Raw genomic sequence first — 20,871 nt, forward strand, 5'->3', positions numbered from 1 at the left:
TCCGAGTCGCGTTGCCGCGATGATGCCCCGTCCGGAAATAAAGCACCGGAAATACGAAAGTGCGCCCGTAGCTGTGGAAGCCGCGGGAGCACTTGAAGTTTTGGGAACCACAACTGCAACTGAGATCCACAGTAGCACGATGCGTGCGGACCGCCAGGGGTCTTTAGTCACACCTGTCGTGGTGTCGTAATCCCTCCACGCGATCTCTCCACGCGCGCCGCATTAAATTCTGTTGTTGCCGCACTAGATATTTTGCTGCGGTTCGGCGGAGGTGTGGCGGGCGGGCCGGCGCAGCTGCTCGTTGATGCGCAGAGCGTCTTCCAGCTGGTCCTCGAGGATCACGATCCGGCAGGCGGCGTCGATCGGGGTGCCCTGGTCGACCAGCTCGCGAGCGCGGGCCGCCACCCGCAGCTGGTACCGGGAGTAGCGGCGGTGGCCGCCCTCGGAACGAAGGGGGGTGATCAGCCGTGCGTCGCCGACGGCCCGCAGGAATGCGGGGGTGGTGCCGATCATCTCGGCGGCCCGGCCCATGGTGTACGCGGGGAAGTCGTCGTCGTCCAAGCGGTCCAAGCGGTCGGTCCTGCCATTCCGGTGGGTCTCAGCGGTCACTTGCACCATCTTCTGTAACGCGTGGAGCGGACACTACGAGTGTGGCATGTCTGCACCCGCCACGACAGATTTCCGGGTGTCGTCGGACCAGTCCGTGTCCGGCCGGATGACCCACCGGATGTCCCATGGGCACTATGGAGAGTGTCCGGAGGACATCCGTACCAGGGGCCGCAATCTGCCGGTAACCGTGTGGTGGGATGCTCAGGTGCCCCGACGTGCGCCCGAGGCGTGGGAGCAGGCGGCTTGACCAGCAAGGATGGGTGGAAATGGATAAGCAGCAGGAATTCGTGCTCCGTACACTTGAGGAGCGCGACATCCGGTTCGTGCGCCTGTGGTTCACCGACGTACTCGGCTTCCTGAAGTCGGTCGCGGTGGCCCCGGCCGAGCTTGAGCAGGCCTTCGACGAGGGCATCGGCTTCGACGGCTCCGCGATCGAGGGCTTTGCCCGGGTGTACGAGTCCGACATGATCGCCAAGCCGGACCCGAGCACCTTCCAGATCCTTCCGTGGCGGGCCGAGGCCCCGGGCACGGCCCGGATGTTCTGCGACATCCTGATGCCGGACGGCTCGCCGTCCTTCGCCGATCCCCGGTACGTACTGAAGCGCATCCTCGCCAAGACCTCGGATCTGGGCTTCACCTTCTACACCCACCCCGAGATCGAGTTCTTCCTGCTGAAGAACAAGCCGCTCGACGGCACCAGGCCCACCCCGGCCGACAACTCCGGCTACTTCGACCACACCCCGCAGAACGTCGGCATGGACTTCCGCCGCCAGGCGATCACCATGCTCGAATCCATGGGCATCTCGGTCGAGTTCAGCCACCACGAGGGCGCCCCCGGCCAGCAGGAGATCGACCTCCGCTACGCCGACGCGCTCTCGACGGCCGACAACATCATGACGTTCCGCCTGGTCATGAAGCAGGTCGCGCTCGAACAGGGCGTCCAGGCCACCTTCATGCCGAAGCCGTTCTCGGAGTTCCCCGGCTCCGGCATGCACACCCACCTCTCCCTCTTCGAGGGCGACCGCAACGCGTTCTACGAGTCGGGCTCCGAGTACCAGCTCTCCAAGGTCGGCCGTTCCTTCATCGCGGGCCTGCTCAAGCACGCCGCGGAGATCTCGGCCGTCACCAACCAGTGGGTCAACTCGTACAAGCGCATCTGGGGCGGCTCCACCCGCACAGCCGGCTCCGGCGGCGAGGCTCCCTCGTACATCTGCTGGGGCCACAACAACCGCTCCGCGCTGATCCGCGTCCCCATGTACAAGCCCGGCAAGACCGGCTCGGCGCGTGTCGAGGTCCGCTCGATCGACTCCGGCGCGAACCCGTACCTGACGTACGCCGTCCTGCTCGCCGCCGGTCTCAAGGGCATCGAAGAGGGCTACGAGCTGCCCCCGGGCGCCGACGACGACGTCTGGGCGCTCTCCGACGCCGAACGCCGCGCCATGGGCATCGAGCCGCTGCCGCAGAACCTCGGCGAGGCGATCGCGCTGATGGAGCGCAGCGAACTCGTCGCCGAGACGCTGGGCGAGCACGTCTTCGACTTCTTCCTCAGGAACAAGAAGCAGGAGTGGGAGGAGTACCGGAGCGAGGTCACCGCCTTCGAGCTCCGCAAAAACCTTCCGGTGCTGTAAGCGCAGGTCGGAGCGGCTTTGCCTGCATGCGGCGAACGGGCCTGCGGTCGATGACCGCAGGCCCCGCGCCTAACTTCACTGCGCCTGGGCCGTCTGTGGGCCGTCCGGCCCGGAAACGGTGCCCTTGTACATGCTGTCCACGGCCCTCCGGGCGCGCCCTTCGCTGCTCGGCAGAAGGTGCGTGTAGACCCGGAGCGTGAAGCCAGGGTCGGTGTGCCCCAGGTAGGTGCTCAGTGCCTTGATGTTCTCGCCGGCGTCCAGGAGCAAGGAGGCATAGAAGTGCCTCAGCGCGTGCATCCCATGTTCTCGTGCCGCCTGGAAGCGCTCACCTGGCTTGGGCGCGGGGATGATGCCGGCCGCGACGAGCGCAGGCTTCCAGTACCGGTTGTTGAAGTCCGTACGCCTAACGGCGCCGTCCCCGTCAGGACGCACGAACAACAGACGCTTGGTGAGTGCGTCGCCGTCCGGGCGTAACCACGGCAGCGTGACCTCAACCGGCGGATGCGCGTCCATGTGCGCCTTGAGCGCGTGAGCCACCCGGTCAGACAGCGGCACATCCCGCTCCTTGTTGCGCTTGGGAGGGGCGAAGACAAGCTTCCCCCCTGCGACCTTGACCTGGTAGCCGACGTGCAGCCAGCCGGTGTCAAAGCCGATTTCGTCGACCGGAAGCCCGAAGATTTCGCCTTGCCGAAGTCCGCATCCGCCTCCGAGATCAACCGCTGCCTGATACTGCAGCGGCAACGATGACCGCACAGCGAATGTGCGCTTCGCCGTCCATGGAACGACACGGCGTTGATTGGGGGCAGGGGCGCGCACGGTGCTGGCCTTGCAGGGATTCCGATGCACGTGATCGTCTTCTACGGCTGCGGTGAATACGGCCGACACGCTGGCGTAGATGACGCGGCGGTACGAGGAGGCAGGCACGGCCCGCTCCAGCTCGCTGAGCCAATCGCGGATGTGCTCAGGCTTGAACGAACCCAGGGGGCGCGATCCCATGTAGGGGATTGCGTGGCGGCGGAGCTGCACATCTACCGACTCGCGCGTTGTCATTTCCGTGGTCTGGGCTGCAAGCCACTTCTCGGTGTACTGCCGGAAAGTGGTTCGGCCAGCGTTTGGGTCGATGTACCGGCCGCTGTCCATGTCGGCTGCGATCTTCGTCAGCCACTTCTCGGCAAGGCGCTTCTGTCCGTCGGGGAAGCTTTTGGACTTCTCGGTGCCGTCAGGGCCGATGTACCGGGCGCGGTAGCGGAGGCCGGAACCGTGGCGTTCAGTCTTCACGCGCACGGTCTTGCCGTTGGCATTGGTCTCGGTCTTGAACCAGCGATCTTGAATGTGGCCTGCCATGCTGCGGCGTTCCCTTCGGGGCAAGGGGAAGGGAGGGCCACGGTGTGGCCCTCCCTCGGGAAGAAGCGGTGCGTGGCCTCAGGCGGCTGCCTGGTCGGCGCTCTTGCGTTGCACGACGTAGGTGCGCACGTCGGCGGGGTCGTAGCGGAGGTGTTTGCCGATGCGGAAGCCGGGCGGGCCGGTGCGCTTCTTTCGCCACTGGTAGACGGTCTCGACGGGGACGTCGAAGATCTCGGCGATGTCATCGGGCTTGAGATACCGGTCGGGTAGGCCGCCCCGGAGGACAGAGCGGGGGTCGGTCTCCTCGGAGAGGGGGAGTGGGAGTGGGGTCACTTTGTCCTCCGAATGTTGGAGTGACATTGCTTTGAGTCGCGACTCATCGCGACTCAAAGGGGGCTGGAGGGGGCTTGAGTCGCGATGAGTCGCGACTCAGGCAAATGTGGTTCGGACGGCTTCACCGTGATTCCGGTGTAGGTGGCCACCTGCCGGTTGTAGGCGTCGCGGGGGCGGGTGCGGTTGAGCTGGGGGACGACGGAGAGCAGGTTGCGGCCGAAGACCTGCTTGGTGCCGGGGCGGACGCCGTTGTCTTCGGCCCACTCGCGCCAGACGTTCCACAGGGTGTCCACGGGGACGCTGCATGTGGGTCCGGTGGTGCAGCGTTCGCGGACGAATGCGCTGGTGGGTGAGGCGGTGTCCTGCATGGTGGTGATTGCCTCGCGGCTGGACGGCGGCTGGGTGATCCGCCCGTTGCGCTGGAGGCGGGCGAGTCCTTCCAGCGCCCAGTTGAGGATGCCGGGCATCTCTGCGATGAGCCGGTCGATGAGGGTGGGGTCTTCCTTGCCGAGCCACGACAGCCTCATGCTGAGCAGCACGAACCGGTTGGCGATGACGCCGGATGAGTCGCCGAAGTGCGGCAGTTCGTTGGACAGGATCATCAGCCGGGAGGGCAGTTTGCCGGTCCACGGTTCGCGGTACTTGCGGTCGATGTCGATCGTGTCGTCACCGGAGATCGTCAACAGCCGCTCTACGACCTGGGTGTTGTCGTTGCCGGACAGGCGGGCGTCCGAGATGACCGCGAGGGACTTGCCCACCAGGGTGGACAGGCCGAAGTTCGTACCGAGGCCGGCTAGGGTCGGCCCGGCCAGATTCTCCTTGCCGACCAGCTCTTTCAGCACGCGGGCGATGGTGCCCTTGCCGGAGCGGGACGGGCCGACGATGAGCAGGATCTTCTGCTGGTCGGTGCGCCCGGAGAGGATGTAGCCGAACCACTCCTGCAACGCGGTGATGGCGTCGGGGTCGTCGGGCCAGACCTGATGCAGGAAGCCTTCCCACGTCGGCGCGCTCGCGCCCGGGTCGTAGGCGAACGGCACGGAGACGAGGTTGAAGAAGGCCGGCACGTGCGGCAGCAACGCACGATCCCGGATCCGCAACAGCCCGTTCACACAGGCCACGATGGGGCCTTCATCCCGTCCGGTGTCGCCCTGGTCGTCGATCCACGCGGGGGCGTCGGTGTCGGTGGGCAGCAGAGTGATCGATCCGAGGGCATCGAGAAGGTTGCCGATCTTCTGCTTGGTGGGCGCCCAGTCGCGTTCCTCGGTCTGCCCGTCCTTGCCCGGCGCCTGGTAGACGGCGTGTTCGAGGCGGGTGTACATCGCCTTGCGGATCTGTGCTTCTTCCGCCTCGCGCCAGCAGGAGCCGTTCCACCGCATCCACGATGCCCGCCAGCGCCGGAAGGTGAGCCGTCCGTCGGGGGACTGCCAATCCGGGATGACCCGTCGGGCAACCGCCATCGGGTTGGAGGGCGCGGGCAGTTCCTCGCTCTCGGTCATGCGGCTGTCCTCCCTTCCTGGAGAGTGCGGATCGGGCACAGGTCACGATGGGCTTCGTGGTCGTCGATCAGCGCCCACACGTCGGCGTGCCCGGCGGCGACGTTGTGCCGTCCGCACACGCAGGTGGACTCTGCGGTCGGAGTGCGCCGGTACGGGGTGCGGACGATCAGCCAGGCGATCGGCCGGCGTCCGTCATCGGCGCGGCTGTCGTCCTCGGTGAGGACGGTGAAGGGAAGAGCTGAAAGGACGCCTTCGGCGTCGTCCTTCGACCGCACCCCGCCTGTTGTTCCTCGCCCGACGGCGGCGGGGCCGGGAGCCAGCGGAGTGGCGGGATTGCTCTTAGTAGGCGGGGGGTTGCTCATGCGGCCCTCCGCTGCGGGTTGTGGGCGATCGACCAGTCCAGCCCACGCGTGATGACGTCGTCGTAGTAGCGCTGCGGCTGTGTGGCGTTTCCCCCTGCGGCCCTACTAAGAGCCTCCTCAACCTCCGCGCGGTCGAGGTCGCCGGACGCGATCAGCCGACCCAGAGCGCGCGCGGCCCGCAGGAGCACGGCGTTGCGGCTGCCGTCCGCGGCCGTGGCCACGCTGGACACCTCGCCCCGCAGCGCAGCCGCGGCGTACCCGGATGCGTTCGTGGTGACCGGCGTTGCCGAAGCCGCACGGTCGGGCCTGTGCGGCTGCGTGAGTGCCTCGCACAGCCAGCCGGGCAGCACGGCGGGGGGTCGGTCGTCCACGAGGCTGTAGGAGCCCTCAAGGGTGGTGCTGGCGGGGGCCACGACGTACCCGCCCCAGCCGCGGGTGTCGATGTGGTGGCCCAGGCGTCCGGCCGTGGAGTGCAGCCGCACGCCAGGGGGTTGGGTGAAGTACAGGTGGTGGCCCCCGCTGGGGGTCCGCACCTGGTAGGTGTCCGGGATGCTCTCGCCGGCGCGCTCGCAGAGCGCCAACAGGCTTTGGACGCCGTCAGGCGTTCCTTCTGGCTCTTCAGGCGTGAGCGTGTCGAGGTCGACGACCAGCAGCCCGGAAGGTCCGGTGGCGATACCGATGTTGTAGGGCTGCTGCGTCCACGCGGCGGTGATCAGCTCCACGTCCGTCGTGGCGCGCTGCTCGGGCTTGAGATGCCCGTCCGCACAGCGCCCAGTGCCGGGGCAGAGCTTCTCCGCGTGCCCGGCGGGCCGCTTGTCCTGCGGGCGCAGCGGGATCACGTGCCGGCCGCGGTGAGCAGCGTCCAGGGCCCAGGCGAGCAGGGCCAGGCTGAGGCCGGTCATGCCGCGATCTCCAGCCGTGCGGAGGCGAGGAACGCGCGGCCGATCCACTCGGTGTAGGCGGGTGGCAGGGCCTCGCGCAGTCGGAAGTGGTCGGTGGACCAGTCGATGCCCTTCGCTGCACGGATCTCCGCGACGGTGGCTTTGCCGCCGCCCTTGCGGTACGCGGCCACGTAGGGGCCGTCACGCCATACGCCGTGACGGCAGCCTCGCACGTAGCCCCGGTGCCGTGGATGGGCCGGCTGTGCGGTGGTCCAGCCTCCGAGTTCGAAGTAGCGGTGCATGAGCACCCCGAGCCCGAACTGTTCCCCGCACAGGCGGATGTCCTTGCGGACTTCGGAGCCGGGCACGTTCTCGATCACGTACGGCCGGCCCGTTGCTTCCAGCGCGGCGCGGGTCGGGGCGATGAGGCGGGGGTAGGTGCGGCCGATGGCCGTGTTGCGGGCGGCGTTGGTGCCCTTGGTGGGTGCGCCTTCGCCCTGGCAGGGCGGGGAGGCGTGGATGAAGTCGAATTCGTGCCCGTGGGCGCGGATGTACTCGATCGCGTCGCCCTGGTGGAAGGCGTCGCCGCAGTAGTCCGGCTGCATCTCATGGTCGACGCCGGTCACGTGCACGCCCGGGATACCGCGCTTGTATCCCTTGGTGCCGCCGCCGATGCAGCAGTAGGCGTCCAGCACCCGGAACGGTTCGGCTAACGCCGATACTCGCCGGATGTCGGTGGGTTGCGTCATGCTGGAAGACCTCCAGTTGGTCTGTTGCTGGTAGGTGGACAAGGGCGGCCCCGGATTCTTTGGCGAGATGTGGGGGCCGCCCTTGGCGTATCTAGAAGGGGGGCTCTTCGCTGTACTGCGAGCCGCCCGCAGTGTCGCCGCGCTTGCTGGCCCAGGGGTCGTCGCCTGCCGGGCCCGGCTTCTGGGCGGGCTTGGCGTTGATGGTCACGGTGGTGAAGCGGACCGAGGCGCCGATGTCATCGACTTCCACGGCGAGCATGGAGCGCTTCTCGTCCTGGTCGGTGGTCCAGTCGTGCTGTCGCATCCGCCCACTGGCGACGACGCGTGAGCCCTTCTTGAGGCTTTCGGCGACGTGCTCCGCGAGGGTGCGCCAGGCCGCGCAGCGGTAGAACGCGGTGGTGCCGTCCTTCCACTCATTCGATGTGCGGTCGAAGGAGCGCGGGGTGACGGCGATGGTGAACTTGGCGAGCGCAGCCCCGCCCTCGGTGAACTTCAGCTCGGGGTCACCGGTCAGGTTGCCGACGATGGTGATCGGGGTCTCTCCGAACGACATGCGGGACTCCTCAGGCTTCGGGGTGAAGGGTGTGGGCGGGAACGAGAGCGGCCCCGTCGGTGAAGTCGAACTCCGCGGCGGACAGGCGGATCAGCAGCCCGTAGAGCAGTGCGGCCTGCTCGTTGTCGGCCTCCAACGTCAGGGCGGCGTCCACGCGTGCCACGGCGGCGCCCAGGGGGCCGTCGGAGACGGGAATGGGGACAGCGTCGTGGCCGTCGCCCGGGTGAGTGTCGTGCGCCCACCAGCCACCGGTCGGGCAGTCGATCCACCCGATCGAGGTTCGGCAGATCAGGCAGCGTGCCTGGATCCTCGCCCGCACAGTGTCCGGGAGGGGTTCAGGGCCGATCGGCTTTTCGGGGCGAGGAAGGGGCAGGGGGCTCATGTGGTTCATGGACTTCCTTACGTCGCGGTCAGTTGTTCTTGGTGCGGGCGAGCCTGAATGTGAGCCCGAGCCCGATCGGCCCTGCTGCACCGGCTACGAGGGCGGCGGTGCGGGCGGCGAACTCGAACAGGGCCAGCGCAGCGGCGACGGTGCCTAAGACGCCGATGGCTATGGCGAGTCCGAGGGCGATCGGCACCAGGTAGGTGCGTGCCGGGCGTCGGGTGGGCGGGGTGGGGGTGTGGACGACGATGATCGGTCGCCCCTCGCGCTGGGCTTGTTGGTAGATCTCTGCGGGTATGTGCGGCGTGGTGGGTCCGGGCGGTTCGTAGGCGGGCATGGCGTTCCCCTTCCGGGTGCGGAAGGGCCCTGCCGCAGGTGTTCTGGCAGGGCCCTTCGGGGCGGTGCACGGCCGCTTCGCTGAGGCCGCTCGCTTGTCGTGTCGCTTGTCGTCTGACTTGTCGTGTGGCTTGTCGCTTGCCTTGTCTTGTCGCTTGCCGCCCCGCAGGTCACAAGCCGTTTCCGGCCCCCACAGGGGCGTCCAGACAAACGAGTCAGGCCGTGATCTGAGCGAGGAGGGAGGAGATGCTGCTGACTGCGGAGTTGACGGTGGGGGCGATGCCGGTAGAGGCGGCGAAGAAGCCGAGCAGGGCGGCAGCGAGCGCGGGCCCGAAGCGGAGATAGCCCGTGCGCAGCAGGATCGCGACGGTGATCAGGAGCAGGACGACAGTGGAAATGGTCACGGCCATGGCAGCCTTCAATCGTGACGTTGGGTGATGTGTGAGGTGGTGGGGGGACACGTGCCCGAGGAGGGGGCGGGAAGCCCGCCCCGGGGTTTCAGGGGCGGATTTCGGCTCCTTCTCCGGCACGCGGTGTGTGCGTCACACGGCCTACACGCGCAGTTCAGTTCCCTACATGCCGGTGTGTGTGGCACACGGGGCGTGTGGATCACCGTGTGGGTGTTTGTGTCGGTCGGGCGTGTGGGGCAGGCTTGTACCGACTGTCACTCTGTGTCGCGGTACCGCTTGATGGCTTCGGCGAGGGTTTCGGCGAGGTAGCCACTCTTGGAGTCGTCTCCGATGCGCACCGTTCCGGCGCCGGGGCGCTCGACTCCGACCTCGCGAAGGAGCCGGTTCAGCTCCGTTCCGAAGGCTCGTGCTTCGAGCCCGTGGGCTGCTGCGAGGTCTCCGCTCCACATCCGTCCGCCGGCGGCGACGACGTGCTGATGCGCGTCGGCCAGGAGCTGCGGGACGGGGCTGGGCCGATCTTCCGGTGCCCCGGCCTGCTGGATAACGCGGCCGAAGTCGGCCTGGATAACCGTCGCATCGTCCGTGCTGGCCCTGTCGTGCCCGCCGTCAATCGTGCGGGCGGCGTTGAGCATGTCGGATAGCAGGTCGCTGCCGAACCGTGCCGGCTGCTCCTGCTCTCCCACCGCGGTCGAGGCAGTCGAAGTGCCGGATACGACCCGGGGCCCCCTGCTGCCGTCTTCGTCATCTTCGGTGCTGCTGGTGATCGGGATGCCGGTGAACTCGTCGACCGGCGGATAGAGGACGTCCATGTCGGTGTAGGCGATGGTCGTGGGGGCGAGCTGCTTCGCCTTGTAGATGCGCGGCAGGATCCGGCCCCAGCGGCTGGCGTAGTAGAGCGCAGGCTCGGTGTCCAGGAAGACCGGCTCGAGCTTGGGGCGCCGGTCGGCGTAGGCGACGCTCAGGGCCCGGATCTGCTTGGGCTTGATCCGGTAGCCCTTGAACGCCGTCGGGTCGTTGACGACGTCGTCCTCGTCGGGTGAGGAGTAGAACCCGCACCCCTTGTACGGCGCTGATTTGGGGTTGATGCGCCCGCCACCGGTCGGGAACAGGTGGGACAGTTCCTCGGGGTCGGAGACGCGCATGCCGACCCGCACCCGGGACTGCTTCTTCATTGCGGCGGTGATGACGTCCTGGGTGGCGCGCAGTCCGCAGATCAGCACGCGAACGCGGACGGCGCGGCCGGTGTTGACGATGGTGTCGAGCTTGCGCAGCAGGCCGGGGGTCAGCTCGGCGATCTCGTCGACCGCGACCAGGACTTCGGGCAGGTCGTGGGTGACGGTGAGCTTGTCGTCCTCGGTGAGCAGGTCCTGGTGGCCGGACTTGCGGGCGCCGATTCCGGCGATGACGGTGTCGCAGAGGATGTGAGCTTCTTCGATGGTGTCGGCGGTCCAGTCGATCAGCGGCACGTTCGCGGTGCCGTCGACGGCCCAGGCGTGCAGCCAGGGAAGGCTGATACCGGCGCCGGTGACGTCGATGTGCATGACCACCGTGTTGTCGGTGCGCAGGGCCCCGGCGTTGGCGGTGTTGACCGTGTTCGTCTTGCCGGATCCTGTCTGCCCGACGACGAGGGCGCATTCGTCGACGACAGCGATCCTGGCCTCTTCCCCGTCGGGCTTGAGGCCGAGCGGGATTCCGTCGTAGATGCTGGTGACAGTGGTGTCCTCCGGGGCATCAGGCAGGTCGATGACCTTGGCCAGGACATCCACGGCGGTGACTCGGATGAGGGTCTGCCCGTAGACCTCGCCGTCCATGATCTGAACGCCGCCGCCCTTGGGCAGGCGCAGGTCGACGGCGAGCTTGCGTACGGCGTTGGCCGGGAGTTCCGGGGTATTGGAAGGCATCCGGACGCGGACGGTGTAGCCGACGTCGCCCTTCCACGGCCGGACGCCTTCGACTTCGTGGCCTTCCAAGCGGAAGAGGCGCTCCAGGCGCTCGTGCCATTGGCCGGCCTGCTTGTTCGCCCACTTCTGCAACCGGCGCTGGGTGCGTTCGGTGCGGGCGGTGTCCTCGGCGCGGACCAGGCCGCGGGCCAGGGTCATACCGGCTGCGGTCCCGGCGGCCCACCATCCGGCGGCGCCCCAGGTCAGGGCGGTGTCGTGGTTCAGCACGGCGGCGGTCCAGCCTCCGGCCGTGAGCCAGGCCGCGCACCGGGCGACGGTGTGGCCGGTGGGGCGGTGCTGGTAGAAGTCGGCGCCCACCTGGGCAACGGCACCAATCCCGGTGACCAGCAGGGCGTGCGAGGCCGGCAGGCCAGTGACGGCTCCGGCGGTGGCGACGGTGTAGGCGCCGCCCGCGACCAGGGCGGCAGATGTAGCGGGCGAATGGTTCCAGCCCCAGTCCAGGGCAAAACCAGCGGACTTGGCAGCCATCAACGGCTCCTTCGTAGGCGGAAGAGCAAGCGCGAGAACTGGGCGGGACGGGCGCGGGTCGCACACCAGCTGGTGTGCGACCCGCAGGGGGTGTAGCTGTGGTGTTTTGCTGCTCAGACGTCCCACATGCCTTCGGCTTCCTCGCCGTTGCGAGGGGCCTCGTGGCGGGAGATGTCTGGTGCGTGCAGGCGCCGGAAGTTCGGCATCAGCTCCTGAGCCGCAGACGCGGCAGCCATGAGGAGCTGGTGGACATCTGCGATCGCGTCGACAATGGCCTTGTCGACGGGGTAGCGGTCGTTGGAACGGACCTGGAGCAGGTTGATCGCTGCGGCCACGTTCTCGATCCCCGCCGGAACACCCTCGTACTCGGCTGCGACCTGGTTCATGTGGCCGGGCTCGTAGCGGGCATAGACATGGGCGACGTCCTGGGCGACCGCGACGAACCGGGACGGCTGACGCTGGTCGAAGCCACCGTCCTGGCGGCGCTCCAGGATGTTCCACATGTGCTCACCCGGCCGCGGCTCCTCGTAGCGGCGCAGGTCGTGCTCGTGGACCTTCGCGAACAGCGGCCCGATCTCCTGCGCCTTCTGGGACGCCTGGTGAAGCAGGGCATAGACCTGGGCGACCAGGTCAGCCATCTTCGCGTCGGCCGGGTACTTGTCAGCCGTGTTCACCGCGAGCTGCCGCACCGCCTCAGCAGCCGAGGACAGCCCCTCGGGCAGGCCCCAGTACTCGGCGGCGACCGCGAGCATCATCGGCGGATCGTAGGTGGCGTACGCGTCGCGCACAGCCTCGGTCTCACGCTGGAACACAGACACCAGATTTCCTCCGAAATAGTCAGCGCCGAACCCATCGGCCGGCTTGGCGGATCGGGTGTGGCCGGGCTCGTCGAAGTCGGTCAGGACATCGGGCCTAGTGGCCTTGATCCAGGCGTCCTTGGCCCTACGCATCAGCCGCGTGTGCACGGCTTTGGCTGCCAGGACGCTCCAGCGGGTGAAGCAGGCACCCCACTTGACGCCGTTGCGAGGTGCCAGACGCAGACCCCGCAGGACGCCCCCGGCGGTGGCAGCAAGGCCACGCAGCAGCAGGCCGGGCACCAACGCCAGAGCGCCGACCGCACCGGCGGCGACCTTTGCCGCGGCGCTGCGCAGCAGGTAGCGCATACCGGCCTTGCCCTTCTTCACGGCCTCGCGGCGGGCGCTACGGATCCGCTCCCGCATCGACTGCGTTGTCGGGGACTCGGCGACCTTGCGGCCGAGACCACGGGCCGCAGCCACACCGCGCATCCCGGTGCGGGCTGCCTTGCGGGTCCAGGCGGCGAGCGTCGAACGTGCCCGCCCACCGCCCTTGCCCTCAAGAGCGCTGGTGCTGTTCGGGCCCTGCTTCTTTTCAGCACTTCCGGGCCCGGCGGGCGTCTTCCCGGTGCCCCGGCGCTGGCTGAGGCGCTGCAATATCCCACCGCGCCCACCAGCAGCATCGCGGCCACCGTTCCCAGCCCTGGACTTCCCCGAAGCCACACCCCGACCGACGGAACCTGCGCCTGTGGCGGAGGAGCCCTTAGCGAAAGGCGTCTTCGACTGGGACCTCCCACCCCCCTGAGAGGGAGAGCGGTGAGGGCTGGTGCGGGGCGAGGATGCACCAGAGCTGGTTGCACCGAGTCCGGAGGAACGACCACGGCCACCGGCCCTGCCGCCCCCGCCTGTTCGCCCCAGACCCAAGCCGCGGCCACCGGACCGGCCCGCACCGGTGCTGCCGAGCGTCGAACGATGCCCGGAACCGTGCAGGCCCCGTCCACCGGTTCGTGCTGTGTTGGACTTGCGGGCGCGGCGGGCTGCGGTGGCGACCGCGAGTACGCCGCCGCCGGCAACGACACCGGCCGCGGTCAGCATCCCGGCCGTGCCCGCCGACGCATACAGCGCGGACGCCCCAGTCGAAGCGGCCTCCGTGCCGAACAAAGCAAGCGGCCACGCCCGCAGCGAGCTGCGCGGCCCCTTCGTGGTGGAGGCGGTGTCAGCGCCGTCCGTCTTCTGGTTGAGGGTGATCTCGATCGGCAGGCTCTGCCCGTCCGGGCCATCGACCACCGAGGTCACGGTCGCGGCCTCGGTGTCCGGTGATGCCTGCGGAGTTTTGGTGTCGGACACTGGTCTGACTCCTTGATCTCAGGCGGCGAGTTCGGGTGCGTCTGCGCAGGTCACGCACATGCCGAGCGAGGCCGGTATGCGATACCCGGCATCCCGGCGGCAGTTCGGGCAGACCTGCTGCGCGGCGTTCGCCTTGGCGAGAGCCGCCCACTTAGCCGGTGTCATCGGCCGGACCGGCTTCGCCTGGTCAACGCGGTAGAGATAGGCGACCAACGGCCCCCGGCGCCTCCGCAGGCGCTCGAGTTCCGCGGCGACGCCCTGCCCACCCGGCCGCAACCCCATCGCTCGAAGCTGCCGGAAGGTCGCGTAGCCAGGCGGGGCGAGGTGCCACCGGTAGACGGGGATGGCGGCCATCACAGCGCCCCGGCGCGGTCACTGCCGTTGACTGCTGCGGGTGTCCGCGCGGCTGAACCGTGCGGGTGCGCGGCAAGCTGCGCGGCGCGCGCGGCACGGAAGTCCCGTACCCAGTTCCGCGCGTTACCGGGGTCGATGCCGTACCGGGTGGCAAGGTCAGCGGCGCTCGGCTCTGTCTGCCCGCCTGTGCTGTCGAGGGTGTGGAGGTAGAGGGTCCAGCCGTCCTGCTTGGCTTCGGACTTCCATACCGGCCCGTCCCCGTTCACAGCCGCTTCGGGGGCCTGCGGCTGCATGCCGGCGAGGTCACCGTGCAGCCGGTCACGGAGCAGAGTGGCTTCCTGCACCTGCTGCCTGACCTGCTGCAACGCCGCCTGTCCCGCAGCGTGCTGCTCCTCGGCCTGCCGATGCAAGGCGTTCATGTCGCGTAGCGCCTGCTGCTGCTGTTCGGCCGTTGCCCGCAGTCGCTGAAGGTCCAGGCCGGCCTGCTGCTGGAGCCGTGCCGCTTCGTTGCGTGCAGCAGTGATGATGTTTTCCGCGCGCTGCCGCGCGTCCTGTTCCTCCTGCCGCGCGGCTTCCGCGCGCTGCCGCGCAGCTACCGTCTGCTGGCTCGCTCCCTCCTCGGCTTCGCGGAGTTCGGCGTGCTGTCGGCGCGCGGCCTCCAGTTCCTGCCGCGCGGTGGCCGTGGCCTCTTGTGCGCGCTGCCGCGCGTCCTCGGCTTCCTGCCGCGCGGCTTCCGCGCGCTGCCGCGCGTCCTGCGCCTCAGCAGCGAGTGCGGACGACTCGATGCGCTCGGCAGCCGGCACCACGGCGAGTTCCTCGATCATGGCCAGCACGGCCGGCGGGTTGGCGTAGTCGAGCAATGCCACATCGTCCGCGCGGTTCAGCGCGGCCAGTCGGCGCACAAGGGCGAGAGCCTGCCCGGAGTCGGTCGCCACGTCCGCACGATCCAGGGCTGTTTGCGCCTTGCGCCGCCGACGGTTGATCCTGCGGGCCCGCTGCGGCCTGCCGGACTCAAGGATCAGACGCAGCCGGTAGACGCGCCGTGCTGCCCGCTGCACCAGCGCAGCACGGGCAATCGCCGAGGAAGAAGTGCGGGCGTCCAGCCCGAACCGGGCGAAGACCGCAGCCCACAGGTGCTGCCACAGCAGCACCAGCAGCCGCGCGGGCCCCGGCCGGCCAGTCTCGTCGCCATCGTGGGGGCGGGTGTGGTGCAGCTTGGACCGTAGCTGGAGTTCGATCAGCCACGCCGCCAGCGCCGGCACCGACGCAAGCACCGGACGGGCCCACCAGTTCGGCGCGTGAACGGCGTTCATCGCCGCGGAGAAGCCGACCAGCAGCCACGCCGTGCGGTGCATCAACCGCAGCTCCCGCGTCCACCCGTCCTTGGGGTTGGCGGTGCGGTACATCATCACCAGCAGCGTCATCTCCGCCGCGTCGAACACCGCGATAAACGCGATGGCCAGCGGCGACGGCAGGTGTGAGGTATCGGTGGCGAAGCCCCACAGGCCGTGCACGCTGACCGCAACGCCACCTAGAGCGACGAACGCCTGCGGGCCGATCCCGGACAGCCACTGCGACTTCCGCAACCGCGCCACCACTACCACAAGAGCCGTCACCGCCAGTACGGCAACGGCCCCTGCCTGCCAGGCCCACGGGCCGGACGCGATGTTGAGGAGGGTGCTCATCAGCCCTCCCCGACCGGCAGCGGCTGCGGGGCGTCGCCGTAGGCGATCAGCCGCAGCTCAGCCCCCGCATACGTCGTGGACCCCTCCAGCACCCAGGTCGTGCCGGCGCTCTGCACGGCGAACCGCACATCGTGCGCCTCGATGTCCAACGCTGCCCGCCACAGCTCGAACGATCCGAGCCCGTCGTGCAACGACAGATCCAACCGCTTCGGGTAGAGCGAGGAAATGCCGACGTAGAAGGCCGGCAGGTCCCCAAACTCAGCACACACCGCGAGCAGACCGCGAACCGGGACAGCGAGGTCGTTCACCGTGGCCGCCGCGTTCATGCTGCGACCTGCTTCCCCGAAGCGGCCTGCCGGCGGCGACGGGCAGGCCGGGGCAGCACAGAGACCTGGAACAGGTCCGGAGCGAACGACTCGATGGCCTCCGCAGCCACGCGGCTCACGGTGTCCACCAGCTCCGGATACGCGGCAAGGATGTCGCGGGCAGCATCCTCACGAGCGACCCGCTCCATCTCACTCTCACCCTCAACACCCAGCCACAACTCCAACGGGGTACCGAGCGCAAGTTCAACAAACTCTGTAGCCGTAACAGCCACATGACCAGCAACGATGTACTTCATGGGTCGTGTACTCCTTCACAGTGGGACGGCCCAAAACAGCGGCCCCGGTGCTCGAACACCGGGGCCGCGCGCCGTTGGAGACCAGGGGAATCCGGCTCCCCTCAGCCCCGCCCGTACGAGACGGGCAGGACAGGCAACCGGCCGCCGCGCAGCAGCGCGGCGGAAGCTGAGGTAGTGCATGTCTCCTTCATCGCGACCGCGCTCCCGTCTCAGGTAGAGCTGTCCGGCCTCGAAGTAGGCGTATGGAGACATGACCTTTCGGTCTAAGCCCTCCGGCTAATGACAAGGCGCCGGGTCGCCTCCCCCCGTCCGATGCGGGGCTCCTGACCCCTCGCGGGGCCTTCTCTTGCAGGTCAAGCACTTGCAGGCACAGCCGGTGAAGCCCTTTCGGGCACCTACCGTGCTGATGCGTAACAGCATGTACTAGTACGAGCTCCGGCGCAAGGAGGCGCCGCAGATTCGTGCTAGGTCGTACTAGTGGTGGGTACGCTCGATGGCGTGACGAGCGCTGAAATCTCTAAAGATGACCCCAGGTCGGAGTCCGAGCAGGCGGCCGACATCCTGCGGCAAGAGATCCTGCGGGGTGACATCAAGCCTGGGGGCCACGTGGGCTCCGTGCGAGACCTGACCACGCGGTTCAAGATCTCAGGAATGACGGTCCAGCGAGCCCTTGCGATCCTCCGTGAAGATGGGCTCATCCTGACCACGTCGCGCGGCAGCTACGCCCGCGATCCGCAGCAGACCACCGAAGACAGCGAAGCCGACGCGGGAGTCGACCTTCCCGAAGTCCTGCGCCAGCTCGAACATCTCACCTCCCAAGTCTCGGAACTTCGCGGCAGGCTCGAAGCGCTCGAAAGCCGTTCCGTGCCGGGTGATGCGCGATCTGCAACCAGCATGCAAGGAAGGGGAGTTGAGAAGTAAGTGACAGCCAGGGGACGGCACAACGGAGCAGGGGACATGTCTGGTGACACCCCCCTGTCACCTTCCCTGTCCCCCGGGCTCGCGCGCGAGACTCGGAGCAAGCACTCGGAGGAGGGCGCATGACCGACGACAGGCCCGCGTGGGCGCGGCGCATCGCGGCTGAACGGATGGCGCGCGACTGGTCGCAACGTGACGCCGTAAGGGCATTGCGGGCGCACGCTCCCACGGAGCTGCCCGCGGAAGACAGCATGATTCGCCAGTGGAAGCGCTGGGAGTCGGGCCAGACACCGAACGACTTCTACCAACCGATCATTGCGGCCGTCTTCGGCACCGTGACACACGCGCTCTTCCCTGCTCCCTCGCGCCGAGACGGAAACAAGGAGATCTTGGCAGCGAGCGGCATGGAGACGCTGGAGATCGTGAGCCGTCTCAACCGGTCCGATGTCGACAACGCCACGCTTGATGCTCTGCGGATCACGACGGACCGGCTCTCCTCGGAGTACCCGTTCATGCCGAGCGAACAGCTTCTCATCGAGGGACGGCAGTGGCTGCGCCGCGTCGTCGAACTCCACACGAAGAGCCTCACGCTCGCACAGCACCGCGAAGTACTCGCCCTGTCCGGCTGGCTCGCTCTACTGGTCGGCTGTGTCGAGTACGACACGGGCGACCGTCACGCCGCCGAGTCGACACGCCGCGCCGCCCTCTCTCTCGCGACCGAGGCCGAGCACGCAGAGGTGGCCGGGTGGGCGCACGAGATGCGGGCATGGTTCGCGCTCACGACTGGCGACTACCGCGGCGTCATCGCGGCGGCGCAGGCCGGAGCGGACATGGCGCAGCACCACGGTGTGGCAGTGCAGCTTGCCGCACAGGAAGCCAAGGCGTGGGCGCGGCTCGGGGACCGCCGACAGGTTGAGGTGGCCCTCGACAAGGGACGGCGGATGCTCGAAGGGATGCCGCACCCTGAGAACCTTGACAACCACTTCGTAGTGGACCCCTCCAAGTTCGATTTCTACGCGATGGACTGCTACCGCCTGGTCGGTGAGGACAGGCTCGCGCACACGCTCGCCGAAGAGGTGCTGAGGGCAGGAACGGACTTCGACGGCACCGAGCGCTCACCGATGCGCAACGCGGAAGCGCGGGTCACGCTCGGAGTCACGGCAGCGCGTGAGGGCGACTTGGAGCAGGCACTCACAATGGGAGAACGAGCCCTCGAAGGGGACCGTCAGTCTGTGCCGTCGCTAATCATGACCAGCCGGGAACTTGCTGCCGAGATGAAGCGCCGGTACAGCTCCGAACCGGCGGCACAGGACTACCTCGCACGGCTGCAAGCACTTGGCCAAGAGAAGCCTGGATTCCTGCGACAGTGATCGCGCAATAGCCCCTGCACGAACGTTTGTCGGGGTGCGAAGGCGGCCCGGGAGTGGAACCGGGCACGACGCTGCCCCCGGACCCAGAGGCAGCCTGGGGCTTCTTTCGTATCAAGACCGGTCTAAGCGTCGCGCACCGCTTGACCGGCTCTTGGCTGGTCAGAGCCCTACCCCTGAGATTATGAACGGCTGCGCTCGGCTGGCTTTACGAGTCACTTGGTATGAACAGGGCTACGGCTACGGGGGAGGAGCCGCTGCCTGGGCCGTCGCGGCTTGGGCGCGGGCCACCGCCCGCGTCTGGGCGTTGTCTGATCGGCGCAGCACAAACAGTGAAGCCAGGGCGAGCACGCTCGGCCCCGACAACATAGATGCCAAGCCCACGTGTCCTTCCATGCCAACAACCACCGCTCCGGCGAGCATGCCAGCGCTCAACAAGAAGCCCGCAACAAGACCGACGATCAGCAGAGTGTGGGATCGACGTGCTGCGGCGTCTCGGGTCTGCGCTCGAAGAGTTTCAAGCTCCATTTGGCGAATTGCCGACTGCTCGGCCATCCGAAGTTCGTGTTCGCGCCGCAGCTGCGGCTCAAGGGCCTTAAGGGCGACCTGTAGATGCTCGGCGGGGAGATCCGCCCATTGCATCGCGATCTCCAGGCCAGTGTGCTGGTGTCGTGGGACGTCTGCTGCCTCACGCGTCATCGCTCCGTCCCTCCTCCGCCGTCAGGTACTGGTTGTAGTTGCCTGAGTCCTGGCGGTGGAGGGCCGAGGGCTTTAAATAGTTCATCGAATCCGTGAGAAAGCTGACGGACCGCAGCGCCAGTGTCCTGGTTTTCCGTCAGTTCGAACAAGTCCGGAGCCGGGAGTTGCGGCAGTATCCGTTCCACCAGGCGCACAAACATGGTGGCGTCGCGGACGAGATCGTCAGCTTCCCGCTCGCTTGCGGCACCGGGTACACCTGCCTCCGCGCGCGCTCGCGTCCGAGCACTAGCCGCGAATAGAGCACTCCATTCGGCTAGTTCAGGGGCGACCTCGGGCAAGATCTCCCACGCGGAACGAATTCGAGCCTGTCGACCTTCAGGTTCCTCAGGACGCCCTCGCGCGGCAAGCACCGCAGCTGCTGTGCGTAGTGCGGCGAGGTGAGCAGTGGCGTACCGCTCATTTGGAGTACCCAGGGCTACAGCCTCCCTGAGCCCGACGCGTGCTTGAGCGATAAGGTCCAGAGCGGCGGGGGGCATGGCACCAACTGTTGGGGTGCGTCGAATGGGCCGCGCTCGCGGCGCAAGATGCAGCTGGATGGGCCGCTTACGACTGACCTCTCGCCATCTCGCCTGCAGCGCTGTGAGCGAGGCGTCGGCGGCGCGATCAGTTGTCAGCCACTCGTTGTCACCTACGGACCGGAGCGCTTGGCGGTAGGCGTCCGCAAGAAGATCTTCAGGCGAAGGATCTGGATGCGTCAGCGGCGCCTTGGCTGGCTTCCGCAAAAGCGGAGTCTCCTGGATCAGCTTCCAAGCTCCGTAGGCAGCCAGAACGGTAAGCAGAACCAGAGGTGCCACGAACCATGCCATGCTCCCCACCCCCAATTACTTGCAGTGCAAGCTACCAAAGGGAGGGGGCGCCGTGAGAGTGAACGCCGCGTTGTCCTTGATTTAGACACGGCCGTACAGCCACCGAGTCCGGCGTGTTGCTGGCGTCAGCGACGGTCCGAGGGTGCGCTAGCTGAAGCACCCTCAGAACAGTCACAAGCCTGGTTCCCCCAGGCGTTCCCCAACTGCGGGATCTAGAAGGGAAATCACAGGTCAGACGTGATAGATGGAGCCCGCTGTCAATCTGCCGGATGGGCGCCGGCGCTCCCACAGATGACTGGCGTCGTGGCCCATGCGCGGCTGGGCCATCTGTGGGCCAGGAGGCCAGTCGAGCGCGACTAGGACGGCGTTCTGGCAGGTCACACGCATTGTGGACGTGGTCAGAGCGACGGTCTTGAAAGCCATCACTGTGCGAGCGCGGTAGAACTTTCTCTACTTCATCAAGTAGCTCGCTTCGCTCGCTGCCCGCCCACGGTTCGGGCAGCGAGCCGATCCACTGCCAGCCCATCCGCCGCAGCACAGCCCAGCCACACGGGAGCTTCCTCCCCTTCCCGCAATGCGTCTGAGCGGCCCCCGGAAGGCAGCAACAACACCAGGGCACTGGCACCGGGGTACCGCGGTGGGAGCTCGGGAGAACACCACAGTTGACGCTTGAGGCGTCTGCTTTCCTAAGGGCTGTCCCGTAACTG

23 protein-coding genes are annotated in these 20,871 nt (G+C 67.7%); 5 read left to right on the forward strand and 18 right to left on the reverse strand.

What is annotated here, in order from left to right; translation table 11 throughout:
• Nucleotides 1-243: 243 nt before the first annotated feature.
• Nucleotides 244-531: a MerR family transcriptional regulator gene (locus tag J7I98_RS35475; RefSeq protein ID WP_374225207.1), complete on the reverse strand. Its 288-nt coding sequence runs from the start codon at nt 529-531 to the stop codon at nt 244-246.
• A gap of 344 nt (nt 532-875) precedes the next feature.
• On the opposite strand from J7I98_RS35475, the gene J7I98_RS35480 reads away from it, so the two are divergent.
• The gene (locus tag J7I98_RS35480) at nt 876-2,237 is read left to right on the forward strand and encodes a glutamine synthetase family protein (RefSeq protein WP_069929022.1); all 1,362 of its coding nucleotides are present in this window, start codon (nt 876-878) and stop codon (nt 2,235-2,237) included.
• A 75-nt stretch (nt 2,238-2,312) separates the two neighbouring features.
• Here the strand turns inward: J7I98_RS35480 and J7I98_RS35485 are convergent, their stop codons facing one another.
• The 12 genes from J7I98_RS35485 to J7I98_RS35540 form a co-directional block, all read right to left on the reverse strand.
• Nucleotides 2,313-3,581 (reverse strand): site-specific integrase, encoded by a 1,269-nt coding sequence (locus tag J7I98_RS35485; protein ID WP_214929176.1) that lies wholly within the window; start codon nt 3,579-3,581, stop codon nt 2,313-2,315.
• Nucleotides 3,582-3,659: 78 nt separating this feature from the next.
• On the reverse strand, nt 3,660-3,941 hold the full coding sequence (locus J7I98_RS35490; RefSeq protein WP_214929177.1) for a helix-turn-helix domain-containing protein: 282 nt from the start codon (nt 3,939-3,941) through the stop codon (nt 3,660-3,662).
• 26 nt (nt 3,942-3,967) lie between these two features.
• Entirely contained in the window at nt 3,968-5,410 is a 1,443-nt protein-coding gene (locus J7I98_RS35495; protein WP_251021650.1) for a phage/plasmid primase, P4 family, read from the reverse strand.
• On the reverse strand, nt 5,407-5,772 hold the full coding sequence (locus tag J7I98_RS41730) for a hypothetical protein (RefSeq protein WP_251021651.1): 366 nt from the start codon (nt 5,770-5,772) through the stop codon (nt 5,407-5,409). The genes J7I98_RS35495 and J7I98_RS41730 overlap by 4 nt, the downstream gene beginning before the upstream one ends.
• A complete protein-coding gene (locus tag J7I98_RS35505) occupies nt 5,769-6,674 on the reverse strand; it encodes a bifunctional DNA primase/polymerase (RefSeq protein ID WP_214929178.1) in 906 nt (301 codons plus the stop codon). The genes J7I98_RS41730 and J7I98_RS35505 overlap by 4 nt, the downstream gene beginning before the upstream one ends.
• Nucleotides 6,671-7,402, reverse strand: coding sequence for a DNA methylase (locus J7I98_RS35510; protein WP_214929179.1), 732 nt, complete (start codon nt 7,400-7,402; stop codon nt 6,671-6,673). Before J7I98_RS35510 ends, J7I98_RS35505 begins: the two co-directional genes overlap by 4 nt.
• A 91-nt stretch (nt 7,403-7,493) precedes the next feature.
• Nucleotides 7,494-7,955: a single-stranded DNA-binding protein gene (gene ssb / locus J7I98_RS35515; protein ID WP_214929180.1), complete on the reverse strand. Its 462-nt coding sequence runs from the start codon at nt 7,953-7,955 to the stop codon at nt 7,494-7,496.
• Between the two features lie 10 nt (nt 7,956-7,965).
• Nucleotides 7,966-8,337 carry a hypothetical protein gene (locus J7I98_RS35520; RefSeq protein WP_214929181.1) on the reverse strand — a complete coding sequence of 124 codons (372 nt, stop codon included), beginning with the start codon at nt 8,335-8,337 and terminating at the stop codon, nt 7,966-7,968.
• A 28-nt stretch (nt 8,338-8,365) separates the two neighbouring features.
• Nucleotides 8,366-8,674, reverse strand: coding sequence for a hypothetical protein (locus tag J7I98_RS35525; RefSeq protein WP_214929182.1), 309 nt, complete (start codon nt 8,672-8,674; stop codon nt 8,366-8,368).
• 214 nt (nt 8,675-8,888) lie between these two features.
• A complete protein-coding gene (locus J7I98_RS35530; protein WP_214929183.1) occupies nt 8,889-9,083 on the reverse strand; it encodes a hypothetical protein in 195 nt (64 codons plus the stop codon).
• Nucleotides 9,084-9,337: 254 nt separating this feature from the next.
• The gene (locus J7I98_RS35535) at nt 9,338-11,512 is read right to left on the reverse strand and encodes a hypothetical protein (RefSeq protein WP_214929184.1); all 2,175 of its coding nucleotides are present in this window, start codon (nt 11,510-11,512) and stop codon (nt 9,338-9,340) included.
• Between the two features lie 113 nt (nt 11,513-11,625).
• A complete protein-coding gene (locus J7I98_RS35540; protein WP_214929185.1) occupies nt 11,626-12,963 on the reverse strand; it encodes a hypothetical protein in 1,338 nt (445 codons plus the stop codon).
• A 445-nt stretch (nt 12,964-13,408) separates the two neighbouring features.
• On the opposite strand from J7I98_RS35540, the gene J7I98_RS35545 reads away from it, so the two are divergent.
• Nucleotides 13,409-13,669, forward strand: a complete 261-nt coding sequence (locus tag J7I98_RS35545; RefSeq protein WP_214929186.1) for a hypothetical protein — start codon at nt 13,409-13,411, stop codon at nt 13,667-13,669.
• Between the two features lie 2 nt (nt 13,670-13,671).
• Here J7I98_RS35545 and J7I98_RS35550 read toward each other — a convergent pair whose 3' ends face one another.
• The 4 genes from J7I98_RS35550 to J7I98_RS35565 are packed head-to-tail and all read right to left on the reverse strand — an operon-like array spanning nt 13,672 to nt 16,314.
• A complete protein-coding gene (locus tag J7I98_RS35550) occupies nt 13,672-14,007 on the reverse strand; it encodes an RRQRL motif-containing zinc-binding protein (RefSeq protein WP_214929187.1) in 336 nt (111 codons plus the stop codon).
• Nucleotides 14,007-15,692 (reverse strand): hypothetical protein, encoded by a 1,686-nt coding sequence (locus J7I98_RS35555; protein WP_214929188.1) that lies wholly within the window; start codon nt 15,690-15,692, stop codon nt 14,007-14,009. Before J7I98_RS35555 ends, J7I98_RS35550 begins: the two co-directional genes overlap by 1 nt.
• A complete protein-coding gene (locus J7I98_RS35560) occupies nt 15,692-16,018 on the reverse strand; it encodes a hypothetical protein (protein ID WP_214929189.1) in 327 nt (108 codons plus the stop codon). The genes J7I98_RS35555 and J7I98_RS35560 overlap by 1 nt, the downstream gene beginning before the upstream one ends.
• Complete coding sequence (locus J7I98_RS35565) at nt 16,015-16,314, reverse strand: hypothetical protein (RefSeq protein WP_214929190.1); 300 nt, start codon at nt 16,312-16,314, stop codon at nt 16,015-16,017. The genes J7I98_RS35560 and J7I98_RS35565 overlap by 4 nt, the downstream gene beginning before the upstream one ends.
• Nucleotides 16,315-16,812: 498 nt before the next feature.
• Here J7I98_RS35565 and J7I98_RS35570 point away from each other — a divergent pair, with 498 nt between their 5' ends.
• The 3 genes from J7I98_RS35570 (at nt 16,813) to J7I98_RS35580 (ending at nt 19,211) form a co-directional block, all read left to right on the forward strand.
• Nucleotides 16,813-17,235 (forward strand): GntR family transcriptional regulator, encoded by a 423-nt coding sequence (locus J7I98_RS35570; RefSeq protein WP_214929191.1) that lies wholly within the window; start codon nt 16,813-16,815, stop codon nt 17,233-17,235.
• Nucleotides 17,236-17,354: 119 nt separating this feature from the next.
• Nucleotides 17,355-18,602 carry an XRE family transcriptional regulator gene (locus J7I98_RS35575; RefSeq protein WP_214929192.1) on the forward strand — a complete coding sequence of 416 codons (1,248 nt, stop codon included), beginning with the start codon at nt 17,355-17,357 and terminating at the stop codon, nt 18,600-18,602.
• Nucleotides 18,603-18,983: 381 nt separating this feature from the next.
• On the forward strand, nt 18,984-19,211 hold the full coding sequence (locus tag J7I98_RS35580; protein ID WP_214929193.1) for a hypothetical protein: 228 nt from the start codon (nt 18,984-18,986) through the stop codon (nt 19,209-19,211).
• An 83-nt stretch (nt 19,212-19,294) separates the two neighbouring features.
• Here the strand turns inward: J7I98_RS35580 and J7I98_RS35585 are convergent, their stop codons facing one another.
• Nucleotides 19,295-19,888, reverse strand: a complete 594-nt coding sequence (locus tag J7I98_RS35585) for an SAV_6107 family HEPN domain-containing protein (protein WP_374225208.1) — start codon at nt 19,886-19,888, stop codon at nt 19,295-19,297.
• Nucleotides 19,889-20,871: the final 983 nt, after the last annotated feature.

This window comes from Streptomyces sp. ISL-98 (assembly GCF_018614055.1).
Classification (GTDB): Bacteria; Actinomycetota; Actinomycetes; order Streptomycetales; family Streptomycetaceae; genus Streptomyces; species Streptomyces spiramyceticus.